The organism is Streptomyces radicis (genome assembly GCF_003626575.1).
Classification (GTDB): Bacteria; Actinomycetota; Actinomycetes; order Streptomycetales; family Streptomycetaceae; genus Streptomyces; species Streptomyces radicis.
In genome coordinates this window covers 22,518-39,930 of sequence record NZ_RBDY01000002.1, presented here as the reverse complement: position 1 = coordinate 39,930, position 17,413 = coordinate 22,518, and the positions used below count along the sequence as shown (strand labels likewise).

General features: G+C 72.2%; 20 protein-coding genes, 2 tRNA genes and 1 pseudogene. 11 read left to right on the top strand and 12 right to left on the bottom strand.

Annotated features, from left to right (window positions below):
- The first annotated feature begins 482 nt into the window (after nucleotides 1–482).
- The 5 genes and pseudogenes from D7318_RS03085 to D7318_RS33655 form a co-directional block, all read left to right on the top strand.
- On the top strand, nucleotides 483–1,562 hold the full coding sequence (locus D7318_RS03085) for an AAA family ATPase (RefSeq protein WP_230423377.1): 1,080 nt from the start codon (nucleotides 483–485) through the stop codon (nucleotides 1,560–1,562).
- A gap of 69 nt (nucleotides 1,563–1,631) precedes the next feature.
- On the top strand, nucleotides 1,632–2,291 hold the full coding sequence (locus D7318_RS03080) for a hypothetical protein (RefSeq protein ID WP_230423296.1): 660 nt from the start codon (nucleotides 1,632–1,634) through the stop codon (nucleotides 2,289–2,291).
- Nucleotides 2,180–3,049 carry a TRM11 family SAM-dependent methyltransferase gene (locus D7318_RS03075; RefSeq protein WP_120695283.1) on the top strand — a complete coding sequence of 290 codons (870 nt, stop codon included), beginning with the start codon at nucleotides 2,180–2,182 and terminating at the stop codon, nucleotides 3,047–3,049. Before D7318_RS03080 ends, D7318_RS03075 begins: the two co-directional genes overlap by 112 nt.
- Nucleotides 3,046–3,324, top strand: coding sequence for a hypothetical protein (locus tag D7318_RS32370; protein ID WP_147437600.1), 279 nt, complete (start codon nucleotides 3,046–3,048; stop codon nucleotides 3,322–3,324). Before D7318_RS03075 ends, D7318_RS32370 begins: the two co-directional genes overlap by 4 nt.
- 68 nt (nucleotides 3,325–3,392) lie before the next feature.
- Nucleotides 3,393–4,385 (top strand): annotated as a pseudogene (locus D7318_RS33655) (recombinase family protein); the annotation flags it as partial.
- A gap of 929 nt (nucleotides 4,386–5,314) precedes the next feature.
- Here D7318_RS33655 and D7318_RS03065 read toward each other — a convergent pair.
- Nucleotides 5,315–5,387, bottom strand: a tRNA-Glu gene (locus D7318_RS03065).
- A gap of 73 nt (nucleotides 5,388–5,460) precedes the next feature.
- Between D7318_RS03065 and D7318_RS03060 the strand changes: the two genes are divergently transcribed.
- The 5 genes from D7318_RS03060 to D7318_RS03040 all read left to right on the top strand — a co-directional run bounded on the left by D7318_RS03060 (nucleotide 5,461) and on the right by D7318_RS03040 (nucleotide 9,100).
- Entirely contained in the window at nucleotides 5,461–5,823 is a 363-nt protein-coding gene (locus tag D7318_RS03060) for a metallopeptidase family protein (protein ID WP_181727464.1), read from the top strand.
- A gap of 101 nt (nucleotides 5,824–5,924) precedes the next feature.
- Entirely contained in the window at nucleotides 5,925–6,389 is a 465-nt protein-coding gene (locus D7318_RS03055; protein WP_120695282.1) for a hypothetical protein, read from the top strand.
- A gap of 191 nt (nucleotides 6,390–6,580) precedes the next feature.
- Complete coding sequence (locus D7318_RS03050) at nucleotides 6,581–8,458, top strand: DEAD/DEAH box helicase (protein WP_120695281.1); 1,878 nt, start codon at nucleotides 6,581–6,583, stop codon at nucleotides 8,456–8,458.
- A gap of 80 nt (nucleotides 8,459–8,538) precedes the next feature.
- Nucleotides 8,539–8,611 (top strand) — tRNA-Lys (locus D7318_RS03045).
- A gap of 246 nt (nucleotides 8,612–8,857) precedes the next feature.
- Nucleotides 8,858–9,100 (top strand): helix-turn-helix domain-containing protein, encoded by a 243-nt coding sequence (locus D7318_RS03040; RefSeq protein WP_120695280.1) that lies wholly within the window; start codon nucleotides 8,858–8,860, stop codon nucleotides 9,098–9,100.
- Nucleotides 9,101–9,139: 39 nt separating this feature from the next.
- Here the strand turns inward: D7318_RS03040 and D7318_RS03035 are convergent, their stop codons facing one another.
- The 11 genes from D7318_RS03035 to D7318_RS02985 all read right to left on the bottom strand — a co-directional run bounded on the left by D7318_RS03035 (nucleotide 9,140) and on the right by D7318_RS02985 (nucleotide 16,090).
- Entirely contained in the window at nucleotides 9,140–9,397 is a 258-nt protein-coding gene (locus D7318_RS03035; RefSeq protein ID WP_147437599.1) for a hypothetical protein, read from the bottom strand.
- Nucleotides 9,394–9,711, bottom strand: coding sequence for a hypothetical protein (locus D7318_RS03030; protein WP_120695278.1), 318 nt, complete (start codon nucleotides 9,709–9,711; stop codon nucleotides 9,394–9,396). The genes D7318_RS03035 and D7318_RS03030 overlap by 4 nt, the downstream gene beginning before the upstream one ends.
- 573 nt (nucleotides 9,712–10,284) lie before the next feature.
- The gene (locus tag D7318_RS32365) at nucleotides 10,285–10,548 is read right to left on the bottom strand and encodes a hypothetical protein (protein ID WP_147437598.1); all 264 of its coding nucleotides are present in this window, start codon (nucleotides 10,546–10,548) and stop codon (nucleotides 10,285–10,287) included.
- The gene (locus D7318_RS03025) at nucleotides 10,545–10,955 is read right to left on the bottom strand and encodes a hypothetical protein (protein ID WP_120695277.1); all 411 of its coding nucleotides are present in this window, start codon (nucleotides 10,953–10,955) and stop codon (nucleotides 10,545–10,547) included. The genes D7318_RS32365 and D7318_RS03025 overlap by 4 nt, the downstream gene beginning before the upstream one ends.
- On the bottom strand, nucleotides 10,952–11,140 hold the full coding sequence (locus D7318_RS03020; RefSeq protein ID WP_120695276.1) for a hypothetical protein: 189 nt from the start codon (nucleotides 11,138–11,140) through the stop codon (nucleotides 10,952–10,954). Before D7318_RS03020 ends, D7318_RS03025 begins: the two co-directional genes overlap by 4 nt.
- Before the next feature lie 495 nt (nucleotides 11,141–11,635).
- Complete coding sequence (locus D7318_RS03010) at nucleotides 11,636–12,874, bottom strand: helix-turn-helix domain-containing protein (RefSeq protein WP_120695274.1); 1,239 nt, start codon at nucleotides 12,872–12,874, stop codon at nucleotides 11,636–11,638.
- Between the two features lie 111 nt (nucleotides 12,875–12,985).
- Nucleotides 12,986–13,276, bottom strand: coding sequence for a hypothetical protein (locus tag D7318_RS03005; protein ID WP_120695273.1), 291 nt, complete (start codon nucleotides 13,274–13,276; stop codon nucleotides 12,986–12,988).
- Between the two features lie 55 nt (nucleotides 13,277–13,331).
- Complete coding sequence (locus tag D7318_RS03000) at nucleotides 13,332–13,598, bottom strand: hypothetical protein (RefSeq protein WP_120695681.1); 267 nt, start codon at nucleotides 13,596–13,598, stop codon at nucleotides 13,332–13,334.
- Nucleotides 13,599–13,657: 59 nt separating this feature from the next.
- Nucleotides 13,658–14,527, bottom strand: a complete 870-nt coding sequence (locus D7318_RS02995) for an LLM class flavin-dependent oxidoreductase (protein ID WP_120695272.1) — start codon at nucleotides 14,525–14,527, stop codon at nucleotides 13,658–13,660.
- A 4-nt stretch (nucleotides 14,528–14,531) separates the two neighbouring features.
- Nucleotides 14,532–15,110, bottom strand: coding sequence for a GNAT family N-acetyltransferase (locus D7318_RS02990; RefSeq protein WP_120695271.1), 579 nt, complete (start codon nucleotides 15,108–15,110; stop codon nucleotides 14,532–14,534).
- Between the two features lie 29 nt (nucleotides 15,111–15,139).
- A complete protein-coding gene (locus D7318_RS02985; protein WP_120695270.1) occupies nucleotides 15,140–16,090 on the bottom strand; it encodes an endonuclease/exonuclease/phosphatase family protein in 951 nt (316 codons plus the stop codon).
- Nucleotides 16,091–16,339: 249 nt separating this feature from the next.
- On the opposite strand from D7318_RS02985, the gene D7318_RS02980 reads away from it, so the two are divergent.
- Entirely contained in the window at nucleotides 16,340–17,410 is a 1,071-nt protein-coding gene (locus D7318_RS02980; RefSeq protein ID WP_230423294.1) for a PP2C family protein-serine/threonine phosphatase, read from the top strand.
- The last annotated feature ends 3 nt before the right edge of the window (nucleotides 17,411–17,413 follow it).

Sequence of the window (17,413 nt, the reverse complement as noted above, 5' to 3'; positions counted from 1 at the left end):
GCCCCCGGGGGCGCGCCCATGACAGCATGTCAGTGCCTTGGAAACGGTCGTGGGGCCTGCCGACGGCGACGGCTTGTGTCGTGCCTTTATCGAATTCCCTGAATTCCCGTCGTGAATTCGTGGGAATTCCAGGAATTCAGAGCCGAATTCGGCGCCCGGCGGGCGCGGCATCGAGATATATTGGTGTTGTTCCCGAAGGGGCTGAACAAAAGCCCCGCCCATGGGAATGGCCCGAAATTCTGGAATGCGAATGACGGGTGACGTGTGTCCGGATTTGGATAGCTGTGCCGAATTCCAGTACCCGGCCAGCAATCCGTTGTTGCTGAAAGGCGCGACCGATGACTGCCTCCTCCACGCCCCCCTCCCCGCCGCCCGGTCCCCCGATGCCCCCGCCCGTGACAGCGGCGAAGCCTCCTACGGGGGCGGCGGGGCCGCTGACCGGTGCGGGGCGGAAAGCGCGCCCGGGTGAGCTGCGCGCGCGGATCGCGCAGGTTCTCGTGGCGAACACGTCGGCGAGGTTCACCGTGACGGCGCTGGCGAACCAGCTGGGGCACTCGGGCGGGGCCGTGGGCAACGCGTGCGAGACGTTGGTGGCCCGGGGGCAGGCCGAGCGGGTCAGTACGAACCCCCGTATGTATCGGGCGACTTCGGCGACCGCCGCCGCCGCGCAACGCCCCGCCGGGCCACCACCCGGCGCGGCAAGTGCGCCACAACCGTCTCGCCCCGTGCCGACGCGGGCGCCCGCGCGTTCCTCCTCCCTCGGGAGGCCGCTGCCGGTGACCCGCCCGAACGGGCAGACCTACCACCCTCGGGCGTTGGCGGAGTTGCCGGACGTCGAGGCGTTGCGGCGGTTGCGTGAGGCGGGTGTGCCGGTGCTGCTGTACGGGCCGCCGGGAACCGGGAAGACGAGTCTGATCGAGGCGGCCTTCCCCGACCTGATCACGGTTGCGGGGGATGGGGACACCACGGTCGGCGATCTGATCGGCGAGTACACCCAGGACGAGCACGGCGGTTACGCGTTCGTCCACGGTCCGTTGATCACGGCCATGCGGGAGGGCAGGGCTCTCCTGCTGGATGACGCCACGTTGATCTCGCCGAAGGTGCTCGCTGCCCTGTACCCCGCGATGGACGGCCGCAGGCAGATCCAGGTCAAGGCGCACAAGGGCGAGACGATCACCGCTGCCGACGGCTTCTATGTCGTGGCCGGTCACAACCCCGGTGTGCACGGCGCGGTCCTGACCGAGGCGTTGGCGAGTCGGTTCAGCGTGCAGGTGCAGGTGGGGTCCGACTACGACCTCGCCGCCTCGCTGAAGATTGACCGGACGGCGGTGCGGATCGCCCGGCGCCTGGCGAAGTTGCAGGAGGCGGGCGACATCGGGTGGGCCCCGCAGCTCCGCGAGTTGATCGCCTTCCAGAAAATCGCCGATGTCCTCGGCGTTGACGCCGCCTTCGCCAACCTGGTCGGTATCGCCCCGCTGGAGGACCGCGACACGGTCGCCGAGATCGTCACCAGGGCCACCGGTCGCGCGGTGAACGCCTTGGCTCTGGGCCGTCAGCTCTGACCCCCTCCTCACCCTGCGGCCACCGGCCGCCCCCTCCGAATCAACCCCCCGGAAGGGACTGATCCCGCCATGCCCGCGAGCACCCGAGCCCACGTTCAGCACACCCCGCCCGCCCTCACCGAGGACGAACGGGCCGCCGCCCGCTGGGAGAACGACGGCGGCCCCGCCGCCCCCGTTCTGCCGCGCCCGCATGCCGAGGAGTGGCTGCGCATCGCGGCGGCCCTCTCCGCGCGGCTGCCCGAACTCGCCGAGAGGGAAGACGTGTTGGTCGCTTGCGAGCACCAGACCCGCTCGGGGGCACCGGCGGCGTTCTTCCCCACCCTGGCCGAGTTGGAGATCGACATCGGCCTCTTCGCCCCGCTGGATCCCGCCACGATCGACCCGGCCCTCCCCGGGGACGAGGAGCGCTACCCCGTGGCCTGGGGTGCGTTCACCCACGAGGCGGCGCACGCGGCCCACACGCGTTGGGCCACGCCGGTCCCGCTGCGCGGGACGGCGCTGGACGCGGCGGGTCAACTCCTGGAGGAATCGCGGGCCGAGCGGGCTCACCTGGGTCGCCGCCCCAGGGACCGCCGCTTTCTGCGCGCCGCCGTGCGCGCCGTGGTCCTTCCGGACTTATGCTCCCCGCCATCGCCGCCCACGCCATCCGCCGCTACACCCGCCCCGGCGACCTCGTCCTCGACCCCATGTGCGGCATCGGCACCACCCTCGTCGAAGCCATCCGCCTGAGCCGCGACGCCATCGGAACGGAGTACGAACGCCGCTGGGCCGACCTCGCCCGCGCCAACCTCCACCACGCCATCGACGCCATGCGCCACGGCCGGGGAGACGTCGTCCACGGCGACGCCCGCCACCTCGACACCCTCCTCGCACCGCACCACCGCGGCGAGGTCGCCCTGGTGGTCACCTCACCGCCCTACGGCGACTCCGCCCACGGCCACGTCCGCTCCACCAGCGAGACCGGCACCCCCGGCGTCACCAAGCGCAACGCCCACTACAGCCGCGACCCCCGCAACCTCGCCCACGCCAGCACCGACCAACTCCTCGTCGCCTTCGCCCACATCCTCCGACAGGCCACCCTCTTCCTCCGCCCCGGCGGAACCGCCGTCGTCACCGCCCGCCCCTGGCGCACCCGCGGCGAACTCATCGACCTCCCCACCGCCGTCCTCGCCGCGGGCCGCCACGCCGGACTCCTCCCCGTCGAGCGCTGCGCCGCCCTCCTCGCCGGGATCCGCGACGACCACCTCGTCCTACGCCCCTCGTTCTTCCAGATGAAGAACACCCGCGACGCCCGCCGCCGAGGACTGCCCCTCCACCTCATCGCCCACGAGGACGTCCTCATCTTCCGCAAGCCGGGAACCGACACGCGGACGCGGCGTTCGTGCTCACAGCCCCGGCGCTCGGCACCAGCGCGCATCTGCGTGCATGGCTGCCCCGTGAGCCAAGGCTCGCCGCACCCGTGTCCGGCGGCACCGGAGCTGGGGTGAACGAAGCGGGTTCGGGTGCCGTCACCCGTGAGGGGGATGGCGGGCTTGAAGTGCTCGGCGAGACGGAGCGTCCATGGTCGTCGATCACCCACGACGGGGCTGGGCCTCCCAATGACGGAAGCAAACAGCCAAGAGGAGGACGGCTCCGGGTGATTGTCCACTACGTCGTCATCGACGGCGAGGACGGTGACGCTTTGCGCGAGCGTCAGGCCACAGCGATCCGTGCGGTGCTGGAGTGGGCGACCGCTCATCCCAGCGATGACCGGACCGCCTGAGGCTCTGAGTGACAGAGGCGCGGGTCTCATCCGGTGCTCGCCGCGGCCGGAGAAGGGTCAGCAGTCGTATGCAGCAATCATCAACTGGGGGAACGACTTGGACATCGCCCGCGCCTGACCGACCCTGGGCCGCAGCGGCTGCTCCCGACGCGCTCCCGGTCACTGTCCCGGTCGCTTGGCTCGGCCGCACCTCCACCGAGGATCAGCAAGACCCGACGCTTTCCCTGCCTCGCCAGCTTGGTAATTCCAGAGCGGCCCTGCCGCCAGGTTGGGTGATCGTAGCCCACTTCTACGACGTCGAGTCTGGTCGGAAGGACCTTGACGCACGTGGGCGTTCCCTCGCCCACAGCCGCTTCAAGATCCCGATCCCTCGCGATGGGGGAATCGCCGATCTTCTCGCTGAGGCCGAACATCCCGACCGGCGCTTCGCCGTTGTCATCTGTGAGTCCATCGAACGAGTTGCTCGGCGGACCTACTTCGGCACAAAGATCGAATACGACCTGGAACAAGCCGGGGTTGCGCTCTGCGCTGCGGACGAGCCCATCGTCACCGGCCGCCGAGCTAAGCGGGCAACGCCCGTCCTGACCCGTCGGGTCAAGCAAGCCGTCTCCGAGTGGTACGTCCTGCAGATGTTGGAGCTGTCGTGGGATGGCCTCGTCGAACATACCCGGCAGGGTTGGAATACCGGGAAGCCGCCATACGGGTACCTGGCCGAGAAGGTTCCCCATCCGGTGCCCGCTCGTCGCGCGGAGGGCCGCACGAAGCACCGCCTCGTGCCGGACCCGAAGCGCGCGTCGACGGTCACGCGGATCTTCCAGCTCCGCGTCGTCGACAAGCTCGGCTACGACAGCATCGCCGACTGGCTGAACAGAGATCCTGACCACTACCCGCCGCCGGAGGCAACCCGTAGGGGGGCCACGCTCGGCCGGTGGAGTGGGTCGGCCGTGCGCGAGATCCTGCACAACCCGAAGTACACCGACTACCAGGTCTGGAACCGGCGGGCGATGAAGCAGGGCGGACGTCACAACGACCCGAAGGAATGGGTCTGGTCGCCTCGGCCCTGCCATGAGCCCCTCATCACGAAAGAGCTGTTCGACAGGGCGGCAGCCGTGGCACGGACCCGGCAGGGATCCCGCAGCGGCGCCGGGATCAACCACCACCCGGCCAGTCGCCGTTCGTACGCGCTGCGTTCCCGCGTCCGGTGTGACATGTGCGGGCGACGTATGGAGGGTAAGGCTCGCCACCAGCGTCTCTACTACGCTTGTCAGCCAAACAACCACCATCATCGCGACGAGGACTGGTATCGAGTCCATCCACGAGGACTCTGGGTCCGTGAGGACGTACTTCTCGGCACGATCGCGGACTTCTTCGCTTCCCGGGTCTTCGGGCCCGACCGCCGCGCGCATCTCGGCCGTAGCCTCGCCCTCACGAGCGCGTCGGCCAAGGCAGAGTCCTGTTGGGACGAACGAGCGGCGCTTGAACGGTCGGTGGGAGCGCTTGAGGCCAAACAAGTTCGGCTCATCCGGAGTCTCGCAGCGGGTGCGGCGAGCGGGGATGACCAGCAAGGCCAGGAGGCCGTCGACCCGGCACACGAGGATCGGTTTCGTGAGGCGATCCGAAAAGAGCACGCGAACCTTGAACAGCGACGGCAGGATCTCAAGCGGCAGATCAGCGAGCTTGTCAACCCTCCCACCGACGACGGACCGGGCGACCCCGCGCTGCTGGACGCGCTACCCGAGGTCGGCCTACGCGTGGACCGCTGCCCAGAGACTATCCAGTGCAAGCTCTACGACGCCTTCGACCTAGAGGTGCGCTACAGCCGTCCCCGGGAGGAGGTCGCGATCCGAGTGCTCATCACGCCCGACGCAGCGGAAGAGGTGTCGGCCACCGTACGGACCTGGCAGAGGGGCGGCGGACGCTTCAGCGGCTTGATCGAGGGGGCTGACACAACGGACCGCTCCGGCCACCCGACACGTTCCCTTGTTCTGGGTACCCCCGACGGGATTCGAACCCGCGCTACCGCCTTGAAAGGGCGGCGTCCTGGGCCGCTAGACGACGGGGGCCGGAAGACCCGAGCAGCATATGGGATGCCCGGGGGGATCACCAAAAGACTTCCGCTGGCGGAGAATGGCCCCTGTGCTGGAGATGACGCGTGAGGAGTTCGAGGGGCTGGTCAGCGAGGCGCTTGACCGGATTCCGCCGGAATTGACGCGGCTCATGGACAATGTGGCCGTTTTTGTCGAGGACGAGCCTCCGCCCGACGATCCCGAGCTGCTCGGGCTCTACGAGGGTACGCCGCTCACCGAGCGCGGCGAGTGGTACGCGGGCGTGCTGCCCGACCGCATCTCCGTCTACATGGGCCCCACCCTGCGGCTCTGCCGACGCGAGGGCGGCGACCGCGAACTGGTGGTCGAGGAGGTCGAGATCACCGTCGTCCACGAGATCGCCCACCACTTCGGGATCGACGACGAGCGGCTGCACGCCCTCGGCTACGGGTGAAGCGCCCGGGGCGCGGATGACCGGCGCGGGCGCGTGTCCTCCGTCCGGGTGCGGGAGTTGAGAGGGCGGAATCCCGCCCGCCCCGCCCCGGAGGTGCCACCGTGCGCCGACCCCGCCCCGCCCCCGCCGCCGCGCTGCTCGTCCCGGTCGCCGCCCTGGCCGCCGCGTTGGGCGGCTGTGTGACCGTCGAGCCCGACGACCGGCCCGTGCCCGAGTCCACCGACGCCGAACGCGCCCCCCGCGGCGCCGACCCCGACCGCCCCGCGGGGGACGCCGAGCGCGACGGCGGCCCGCCGCCCGAGGTGCCCACGCCCGTCGAGGACGACGCGAGGCCCGCGCCCGAACGGTCCGACGCGCGTGCGGACGCCGAGGACCAGGCCGGTTCCGAGCAGGACTCCCCGACCCCGGCCGACGACCCAGGGCGCCCATCGGAGCAGGCGCCCCCGCCGCCGCCCGAGCCCGCGCCCGAGCCGGGTCCCGCGCCCGAGCCCGCACCGGCGCCCGAGCCGTCGCCGTCCGCCACCGCGCCCACCGAGGCCCCACCCGTCCCCGAGGGGGCGAGCTGACCCATTTGCGTGTCCACCCGCACCCTGCGTATGCTTGTAGATCGTTTGATCCCACTTCCCGGCGCCCCGATGCAGCGCGCCGTGTGGCGCGTTCCTCGTCCAGCCGTGGCTGACCGCATCCAGGCGGTCCAGAGCACCTACGGAGCTAAGGCGCGTGCCGACCACCTCACTCCGGAAGGTTCTCACTTCGCATGTCCGTGTCCACCCCTGAAGCTCTTCTCCCCCTGGACGACGAGCCGACGACCACCTTCGCCGACCTCGGCCTGCCGCAGCACATCGTGCGCAAGCTCGCCGAGAACGGCGTGACCACCCCGTTCCCCATCCAGGCCGCGACGATCCCCGACGCGCTGGCGGGACACGACATCCTGGGCCGCGGCCGCACCGGCTCGGGCAAGACGTTGAGCTTCGGGCTCCCGCTGCTCGCCCGCCTCGCGGGCGGCCGCACCGCCGCCAAGCGGCCCCGCGCCGTCATCCTCACGCCCACCCGCGAGCTGGCCATGCAGGTCTCCGACGCGCTCGAGCCCTACGGCGACGTGCTCGGGCTGCGGCTGAAGGTCGTGTGCGGCGGCACCTCCATGGGGAACCAGATCTACGCCCTGGAGCGCTGCGTCGACATCCTGGTGGCAACGCCCGGCCGCCTCCGCGACGTCATCGGCCGCGGCGCGTGCTCGCTCGACGACGTCGAGGTCGCCGTCCTCGACGAGGCCGACCAGATGGCCGACCTGGGCTTCATGCCCGAGGTCACCGAGCTGCTCGACCAGGTGCCGCCGGGCGGCCAGCGGATGCTGTTCTCCGCCACGCTCGAGCACGAGATCGACACGCTCGTCAAGCGGTACCTGGTGGACCCCGTCAGCCACGAGGTCGACGCGGCCCAGGGCGCCGTCACGACGATGTCGCACCACGTGCTGATCGTGAAGCCGCGCGACAAGGCCCCGCTGACCGCCGCCATCGCGGGGCGCGAGGGGCGCACGATCGTGTTCGTCCGCACCCAGCTGGGCGCCGACCGGGTCGCGGGGCAGCTGCGCGAGTCGGGCGTGCGCGCGGACGCGCTGCACGGCGGGATGACGCAGGGCGCGCGGACGCGCACCCTGGCCGACTTCAAGGACGGCCACGCGAGCGTCCTGGTCGCCACGGACGTCGCGGCCCGCGGCATCCACGTGGACAACATCGACCTGGTGCTCAACGTCGACCCGGCCGCCGATCACAAGGACTACCTGCACCGTTCGGGCCGCACCGCGCGCGCGGGGCGTTCCGGCACGGTCGTCTCCCTGGCGCTGCCGCACCAGCGGCGGACGATCTTCCGGCTGATGGAGGACGCGGGCGTCGAGGCGTCGCGACACATCATCGGGCGGGGCGACCTGTTCGACCCTGACGTGGCCGACATCATCGGCGCGCGCTCGCTGACCGAGGTCCAGGCCGAGGCGGCGATGGGCGCCGTACGGCACGCGGAGGGCGAGGTCGCGCGGCTGAGCCGCGAGCTCGAGCGCGCGAAGGAGCGGGCAGGCGAGCTGACTGAGGAGGCCGAACGCCTCACCGGGCGCGCGGCCCGCGAGCGCGGCGACGACCCGGCCGAGGCGATCGCCGCGGCGGCCGAGGCGCGCGCCCTGGCGCTCGCGGAGGCGGAGCGCGAGGCCGAGCGTGAGGCGCTGCGCGAGGCGCGGCGCGCGGAGAAGGCCGCGCGCGCCGAGGCGGCCCGCCACGAGGAGGGCCAGCGGGGCCGGGGTCACGGAGGGTTCCGCAGGGACGACCGGCGCGACGACCGCAGGGACGACCGGCGTGAGGGCCGCGACGACCGCCGTCCGTTCCAGCGCCGCGACGACGGCAGGGGCCGGGGCGGCGGCGGTGGGTTCCGCCGCGACGACCGTCCGTCCTACGACCGCCGTGACGACCGTCCGTCGTACGACCGGCGCGACGACCGTCCGTCGTACGACCGCCGCCCCTACGGGCGCGGCGACGACAACCGCCAGCGCGGCAACGGCGGCGGTGGCGGCAACGGCGGCGGCAACGGCGGTGGGTTCCGCCGCGACGACCGCTCGTCGTACAAGCCCCGCTGGAAGCGCGACAGCTGACACGGGCCCCCGGGCCCGGCCCTCGAACGCCCCCAAAGCCTTCGAGGCCGGGCCCACCCCCCGGCTATGCTGCTCCGTGCGGGCCGTTAGCTCAATTGGCAGAGCAGAGGACTTTTAATCCTTTGGTTGTGGGTTCGAGTCCCACACGGCCTACCGACCAGCCCCAGGTCAGAGACCTGCTGGCGCGGGCCCCTCAAGCCTGCTTGGCATGAGCATGCTCGCTGCTGGCGCCCTGCTGGCGCGAAACGCAGACGATCACGAACGAGGAGCACCGGCGGCGCCTGGGGGGCGTTCCGCCGGTGCTCCGTCTGTGGGGCATGTCCATCGCCGCGCGAGGAGCTTGCGAGACTCCGCGTCAGCAGCAGTACCCGATTTCCATGATCACTTCAGCGTGGCAGGGTGTCCGATCCGCTGCCCGACTGGCTCCGTGCCGAGCGCCTGGAGATCGGTCGGCGGATCCGCACGGTGCTCGAGCACGCCGACCTGACCCAGGAGCGTTTGGCCGAGCGGCTGGGCGTCGATCGCATGACGCTCGTCCGGATCGAGCTGGCGGTCACGAGCCCGCGGGTAGTCCGGCTCCTCCACATCGCGCGCGCCCTCGGCATCCCGCCCGCCCGGCTGACCGGTCGGGCGGGGCGTTGAGGTGCTGGTTCTACTGGTGGGGTGCGGCCCCGCACGCTCTCAGCGGCGCGTTCTCTCGTAGCGTCTGGGGCGGGGTGGGATGAAGCCGGGGAGTTGGGAGATGTGGCGGCTGGCCCACAGGGCGGTGAAGCAGCCCATGTGGAACGACTCGCCTCCGTGGAAGTGGAGCAGTTTGCCGCCGCTGGCGAGTGCGGTCATGTCGCAGACGGTGTAGGGCCGTCCTCCGACGACGAGTTGGTCGCCGATCTTGACCGTGGCGGCGGTGATCTCGATCGCGACCATCCCGGTGGGGTTCATCGCGCGATCACCGCCAGGGCGATGACGATGACGAGGGCGCAGCCGACGGCGGTCTGAGCGATGATCTCCGCCCGGGTGGGTGGGGGTTGGCGGAGGGCTGTCTCCCAGAAGGAGCGGGGCCGTAGGCCGGGCGGGTCGGCGCGCCAGATGGTGAGGGTGGTGCGGTGGGACATGACGAACAGGGCGCCCGAGGTGAGCCGCAGCCTGACCCCGCCGTGGACGCGGGTGCGCGTCATGACCTTGAAGTGGCGCTCGCCGATGGTGAGAACGTCGCCGACGCGTATGGACTTCGATGTGCCCTCGACGCGTCGCACGCTCGTGGCCCTACGCCCTTTCCGCCGCTGCGGGCGGCGAGTGGGGTGGCGCTCGTCGTGTCGGTGGGGCCGGGTAGGGGGCCAGAAAAGGAACGGCCAGAAGATGGTGAACTCCGGGTCGTGATCGTGGTGGGTATGGCCGCGTGCCCGGCGGACACGTCGGCCGGGGGGTTCAGCGGGTGGCGACCGCGCACGAGGCGGCGCCGAGCAGCAGGCGGGCGAGCACGGTGCGCTCCTTACTCGGGGATGGCGTGGCGAGTGGCCACGCTTGTCACCGGCTGCCCGGGGCATCCGGGTGTCCGGTTGTACGGGTCGCGGAACTCCTCGGTCCTGGTGGGCATGCGCCGTCCTCTCGTTTGGATGTGGGGCCCGCCCGCTCCGGTGTGACCAGGCCGAGGCGGGCGGGTGGCCCGGCACCCCGGGCAGTGGGTGCCGGGCCGGATGCCCCGGGGGCGCTCAGGGGAAGCGCGCCGGGGCGGGCCGCCCGGGACCGCCCGGGCGGGGGTGGGCCCCTGCCGCCGTCCGGACCGCACCCGTCCCCAGCGGGGCGGCCGCACGGACGACGGCAGGGAGTCAGGGGCGGTCGGCGGCGGCGGCGGGGGGCGGGCGGCGCGGTATCGGGCGAGGGGGGCAGCGCCGATCGCACGCCCACAGCTGCACCGGGTACCGGCCGCGTAACTGCGGCCTCGGGCGGCCGAGTTTGCGCGCCCACGCCCCCAGGCGTCGGCCGCAGTACGCGCAGTCGGCGCCCCCGAGCTGGCGTCCGGTCAGGTGCGTCAGGGCAGGGATCCGCTCGTCCTGGGGCGCCGCGGCGGGCGGCGCCATGACGGCGCTCACCGCGCCTCCCCCGGCACCGGGTGCAGCCCGCCTCTCGCGGCCAGGCCCCGCAGCCGCGCCACGATGGCGCGCGCCTCGTCGTGCGCGGCGTGGAACTCGTCGGCGTCGAGCGTGCGGTTCTTCGTGCGGGCCACGGCGGCCAGCAGCCGCCCGACCGGGGCGGCGAGAACGGGCGACTCGCCCAACACGGCGAGCTTGGCCACCAGTTCGTTCGGGACGACCTCCGGGTAGAGCAGCCGCGTCCCGTCGTGGGTGAGCGGGTGGAAGACGAACGGGATCAGCCGCTCCCGGATCAGGCAGTTCCGGCACGCGCGGTGCGTCCAGCCCGCGCCGCTGCTGCTGTGCTTCACCGCGACCACGACCAGCGGCGGCAGCGGCGTCCGGCACTCGACGCAGTCCTCGGTCACCGCGCATCGCCCGCGCACACGTGGCTGGCGAGGTCGGCAACGCGATCGCGGCAGCCGAGGCACAGGTCGAGCGGCGTCGCGGGCGGGCAGTCCCGCCCGACGATCACCGTGATCGGCTGGTCGTCGCTCAACGGCGGCGGCGCGGGCGGCAGATGCCCCGGCGCCTGGCTGCGCACGGCGGTCACCGGTCATCCCCTACGACTTGGAGGAAGGCGCCGTGCTCAGCGAGCCAATCACGCTCGCTCGCCAGGGCAGGTGCCTCGCGCGTAGTGGTGAGTATCCCGTGGGCTTGGCGCAGCAGGACGTAGCTGCGCGCCCGCTCCACCCCCGCACGCGGCACCACGGCCGTGACGTCCAACACTTCGGCTGCGACCGCCCAGTCGCGTGCGTCGGCGTGCGCTCGCAGGCGCGCCGCGGCGGCGAGGGTCGTGCTCTCGGACGGGTGACAGAGGTAGATGACCACAGCGGTCGGGGGGTGGCCGCTGGAGGCGTCGGCGATGTTCCGGCGTCGCAGGCTTGTTGCTGCTGTCCTCGGCATGGGAGTAACGATGCAACTACCCAACGCATCAGTACAGAAAGGAGGCGGACGACTACGCAAACCGGCGAAGCCGCGTGTCGTCCGCCCCGGACGACTATGGAGAGCTCCTTGACCGTAGTTGTCCCCTAGGGACGATTACGGTTCAGAGAGCCGACTTCTCCGTCGCCGTGTCGAACCCGCCAGTCACCGGGTTCGACACTCCCAACAGCTTCGACACCCGCCGGAGACGGGCCGTTGAAGCACGGCCCACCTTCTCCACGATGACGCCAGGGAGAACTTGGTGTCGCGACCACTCCGGGGCCTTGGTCAGTGTCTCTTCCAGGGTGTCCAGGCTCGCATCCCACTGCCGAGCGTGTGCTTGGGCCAGAGCCAGATCCATCGAATACCGGTTCTGCGCGGCCGGACTGAGCGCAGAGACGTCCTTGATGTCGTCCGCCAGCGCCAGCGCCTTGCCGATCCTGCCCAGCCCGACGTTGACCCCCACGGCCTGAGTGGTGGCCGACACCGGCCCCCACCGCGTGCCGTGGGCGGCAATCTCCTCTCCGAGGCGCGCACCGGCCGCGTGGGACTGAGAGAGGAATTCCTTCGCTCGCTCCTTTTTCTCCAGCCGTGCCGCCACGACCGCCGCGAAGTTGACGTGTGAGCCGTAGGCCACCAGCTCGCCCGGGGTGGCCCGGCTGAACCTGGGCTCAATGTCCACGGCGGACTTCTCCGCGAGGTCGAGCGCTGCCTTCAGCCTGCTGTCCCGGAGGTAGACCCAAGCGCGGCCGGACGTGACCAGGGCATGGCGCATGTTGTCCGCAGCGGACTCCGCGGCCTCTTGGGCGTGGCCGATCGCGGCGTAGGCGAGATCCCTTGCCCCCATCAAGTTCGCGACATAGGCAGCCAGTCGGTGTGCGTCGGAGATCAGGCCCCAGGCGGTTGCCTGCCGGTCGTGCGGCTGTTCGTGGCGATGCGCGGTGGCTGCCTCAAGGAGCGGCGCCACGATGGCGCCAGCCTCCGCGTAGTGCCCCTCCCAGTACCGGGCCCAGCAGGCATCAACGGCCGCACGCAACTCGTCGGCTGACGGCGCGGCGACTGTCCTCGGCAGCAATCCCACCCAAGAGTCGTGCACAGCTCGCGACAGTTCGCGGAGCATGGCCCGGTCGTCCATGGACATCGCCCGGCGGGGCGCCTGTTGGCCCAGGATGACGCTCGTGTCAACACCGAGCGCTCCGGCGATTCGCAACAGGGTGGTCAGCGACAACACCTTGTCCTGCTCGGCTTTCTGGATAGTGACGACGCTCAGGCCGCATCGCTCAGCGAGCTGCGGCTGGGTGATCTCCCGACCGCGAAGGATCTTGATCCGCTGACCGTTGGTGTAGTCCGACCACTGGGGCATAATGGGCCTCCCGTTCTGACCTAGACAGTCAGACGGTACTCCCGGGTGCGCGACGGGGAACAGCGAACGGCCCCCCATCACCCGGTGAAGGCGAGGCCGTTGTGCTGCGGGCTACCAGGGGCCGGGGTACTCCCGTTCGGTGAGCCACGCCACCACGTCGTCGAGCACGGCCTGGTCCTCGTCGGCAAAGAGCGCGCGGGCGAGGGCGGGGAGCAGCGCCCAGCACGCGGTGCGCGTCTCCTCGGGCTGGTCTGCGGTGGCCCAGTCCGCTGCGGAGACGACGAGTTGGCCTACGCCGCGTGCGGTGAGCTCGTGCTCGGCGCCGTAGAGCAGCGCCCTCCGCAGGGCCTTGGTGAGGACCCGGTCGGAGTCGGCACGGTCCAGGCGCTCGCCGAACGCCAACCCCTCGGTCGGCGCCCGGACTTCGGCGACCTCGTCGCGTCGGCCCGGGCGGGCGCTACCCCCTGCGCAGGGAGCAGGCCGGGCAGCGGTGTCCCTCGCCGCCCTGGGTGACGTGCCAGCCCATGTCCCGGATGTAGGGCCGCGCCTGCCCCGCCTCATGGGGTATGCCCCCGCGGTGGCCGTCCGGGGCGTCGGGTTTGGAGTCGGGCGGGGAGTCGGCAATGACCAGGTCGAAGCTGACCTCGGCCCGGCAGCCCATCCGGTCACAGGCCAAGTGGAACCGCACCGGTCCCGGGGCGATGCCGTTGGTCATCAGGCTCATGACCCGCATCGTGGCTCAGGGGCGCCCCACGGTGCAACGGGCGCACGGGGGCGCCCCGTTCACATCTCGGGGCGCAGTGCGGCAAGTGCGGCGCGGACCTGGCCGAGCGGGTCATCGCCGATCGGCCTGAGCACCACCGTGGTGGCTCCCGCCCGCCACAGGGAGCGGACCCGGTCGGCGGCGGTGGCCGCGTCGCCGGTCGCCAGGAAGGCGTCCGCGGTCGGCACCCCGAGGAAGCCCGCCGTCTCCTCGGCGACCGGGGCGACCTCGGCCGCCAGCAGGGCCGGGTCGTCGGAGACCCGGAGGTGGGTGAAGACGATCAGCTCGTGCGGGCGGGTCGGGGCGATGTGGGTCAGCGCGGTGGCCACCCGGGCGGGCCCGTTGCCCTCGGCCAGCACGGTGCCGTCGGCGACGCGGCCCGACAGCTCGAGCGAGCGGGGCCGCACCACGCCCGCCACCACGGGCGGCGGCGTCGCCGGGGGGTGGACGAGGCGCAGCTCGTCGATGCGCACGGCGCGGCCGTTCACGCGGACCGTCTCGCCCGCGAGCAGCGCGCGCAGCGCGGTGATGGTCTCGCCGAGCAGCGCCAGCTTGGACGGCGTGCCCGCGCCGACGCCCTCCATCCACGCGCCCACGCCATGGCCGACGCCCGCGACCAGCCGCCCGGGGAACACCCGGGCCAGCGTGGCGACCTCCATGGCGAGCAGCCCGGGGTTGCGCAGGGGCGCGGGCATGATGCCGATGCCGACGCGCAGCCGCCGCGTCGCCGCGAGGGCCAGCGCGGCGGACGAGACGCCGCCCGCCCACGAGAGGTCCTCGACGACCCAGAGGTCGTCGAGGCCGCTCTCCTCGGCCTCGGTGGCGAACGCCGCCAGGTCCTCGGGCCGTTGGCCCCTGTCGAACATCACGCCGACGCGTTCGATGGTCACGCGGTCAGCGTAGTTCCCGTCGGCTTCGTCGTTGTCGGGCCCACTCCGCCCGGCTGACCGCGTACTCGACGTCGCCGTGCTCGGCGCCCTGGATCGGCTCGGGCCAGTCCTCGAAGAACGTCCTGACCAGGCGCAGCCCGGTCTTCTCCAGCACCCGACGGGATGCGGCGTTGACGGTCATGGTGGTGGCGACCACCCGCGTCACGGACGGGTGCGCCGCGAACGCCGCGCCCACCACGGCCCGCGCGCCCTCGGTGGCGAGCCCGCGCCCCCAGGCGCGGGGCATCAGCCGGTAACCCAGCTCGGTGCCCCCGGTGAGCCCCCGCGTCACCGCGGGCCGCAGCGCGAACCAGCCGACGAACGCGCCCCCATCGCGTTCCTCCGCGGCCAGTGCGCCGAGCCCGGGCGGCAGCGCGCGGTACTCGGCGAGCAGCGCGGGCAGCTGCTCGGCCCTGACGACGTCGCGGGGGACGGGGCGGCCGTTGTCGATGTGGCGCATCACGGCCGGGTCGCCGTGCAGCGCGGCGAGCACGTCCCCGTCGTCCCCGGTGAACGGGCGCAGCCTCAGGCGGTCGGTCTCCACCGCCCGAGGCTACGCCCTCGCCCGGCCGGTCAGACCAGGCGGACGAGGGCCTGGACCGGGGCGTGGTCGGAGGGGTAACGGCCCTGGTGCGTGTAGGTGTTGATGGCGACCCGCCGGACCTCGACGCGCTCGTTCGCGAGGACCCAATCCATGCGGCTGCCGCCCTCGACCGGGGCCTGGTAGTCGGGGAAGGTGCCCCAGGCCGGGGTCAGGCGCTCGCCGGTGTTCCAGGTGTCGGCGAGGCCGCCCTCGGTCACCAGGACGCGGTAGGACTCGGAGCTCTCGGCCGGGGTGTTGAAGTCGCCGGTGAGGACGACGGGGAGCGCCGGGTCGAAGTCCGCGATCCGGTCCCGCACGAGCGCGGCGCCGCGCTGTCGCGCGTTCTCCGACCGGTGGTCGAAGTGCGTGTTGACGTGGATGAACTCCTTGCCGGTGCGGCGGTCGGCGAAGCGCACCCACGTGGTCATCCGGATGACCGTGTTCCCCCAGTGTGCGGAACCGATCACATTCGGGGTGTCGGACAGCCAGAAGTGGTCGTAGTCGAGCGGCTCGACGCGCCGCGTGTCGAAGTAGACGGCCATGAACTCGCCCCGGCCGCCGCCCTCGCGCCCCAGGCCGATCCAGTCGTAGTCGCGGTCCAGGTCGCCGTCGAGCTGCTTGACCTGGTGGTACAACGCCTCCTGCACCCCCATCACGGTGGGCTGCTCGACGCGCAGGAACCGTTCGAGCACGGGCCGCCTGTCGGTCCAGGAGTCGGGCGTGCCGGGGGCGGCGCCCGCGTCGTAGCGGATGTTGAAGCTCATGACGTGCAGCCGGTCGCGCCCCGCGGGCCCGATCACCGCCCGCCCGTGCGCGCCGGTGGCGGGCGAGGCGGGCGAGGTGGGCACGGCGCTCGCCGCGGTCGCGCCGGCGACCCCCGCGATCCCCGCGGCGCCCGCCGCCCCCGCCGCACCGAGCACTCCTCTGCGTGACACAGCCATGACGGTACTCCTCACCTGTGCGCTTCCGTTCGACGGCGACTGTCCCGCCTCCCGACGAAGCCCACCCGTCGCCCCGCCGAACTCCAGCGGAAGCCGAACGGAAGCACCCGCCAGGACCGTCCCTGACTGCCCCTGACCGTTCCGGACCACCTCCGACCACCCCTGACCATGATCGACTCGCCGCCTCCGGGTATCGGGGGCAGATTGGGGGGCGTGCGTACGACGGCGCCATGGGGGGTTCGGGCCTGGGTGTATGCCGTGTTGCCCGCGGCGTTCCTCCTGATGGGGCTGCTGTTCGACCTCTTCACCCCGCCGCACGTCACGCTCACCGCGTTCTACTGCGCCGCCCCGCTGCTCGCGGCGCCGGTGCTGTCGTTCCCTGTCACGGCCCTCTACGGCGCGCTCGCCACCGGCGCGGTCGTCGCCCAGACGTACTGGCACGTCTCCAGCGCGTTCAAGACCAGCACCGTCGCCGTCATCTCCGTGCTCGCCCTCGCCATCAACCGGATCGTCGCCCACCGCGACCAGCGCGTCGTCTCGGCCACGAACGTCGCCGAGGCCGTTCAACGCGCCGTCGTCCCCGAGCCGCCGGAGCGCGCCGGATCCCTGCGGGTCGCGGCGCGCTACCGGGCGGCCCAGCGCAACACGCTCATCGGCGGCGACATGTACGCCGCCCGCGAGACCCCGTACGGCGTGCGCCTGCTGGTCGGCGACGTCCGCGGCAAGGGCCTGATCGCGACCGAGGCGGTCGCCGTGCTGCTCGGCGCGTTCCGGGAGGCGGCCGAGAACGAGCCGCGCATCGACGAGGTCGCCGTGCGGTTGGAGAGGGCCCTGGTCAGGGAGCGTGCCGACCGCGCCTCGCTCGACCCCGTCGAGGGGTTCGCCACCGCCGTCGTGGTCGAGGTGGACGAAGGCCCGCCGCTCGGCATCCGCTTCGTCAACCGCGGCCATCCCCCGCCCGTGCTGCTCGGTCCCGGCGGCGAGGCGTGCTACCTCGCCGCCGAGCCCGCCCTCCCGCTGGGCCTCGGCGATCTGCTGCCGGGGCCCGAGCGGGTGGAGCACGCGCGGTTCCCGCCGGGGAGCCAGCTGCTGCTGTACACCGATGGGCTGAGCGAGGCCAGGAACGCGGTGGGCACGTTCTACGACCCGGTCGCGCGGCTCAACGGGCGGGCGTTCTGCGGGCCCACCGAGCTGCTCGACGCCGTGGTCACCGATGTCGTCGCGCACTGCGACGGGGCGTTCGACGACGACATGGCGCTGCTGGCCGTCCACCACCCCGTGCCGGACGGCCACCCCGCGACCCCGCGCGCCGTACCGTGATCC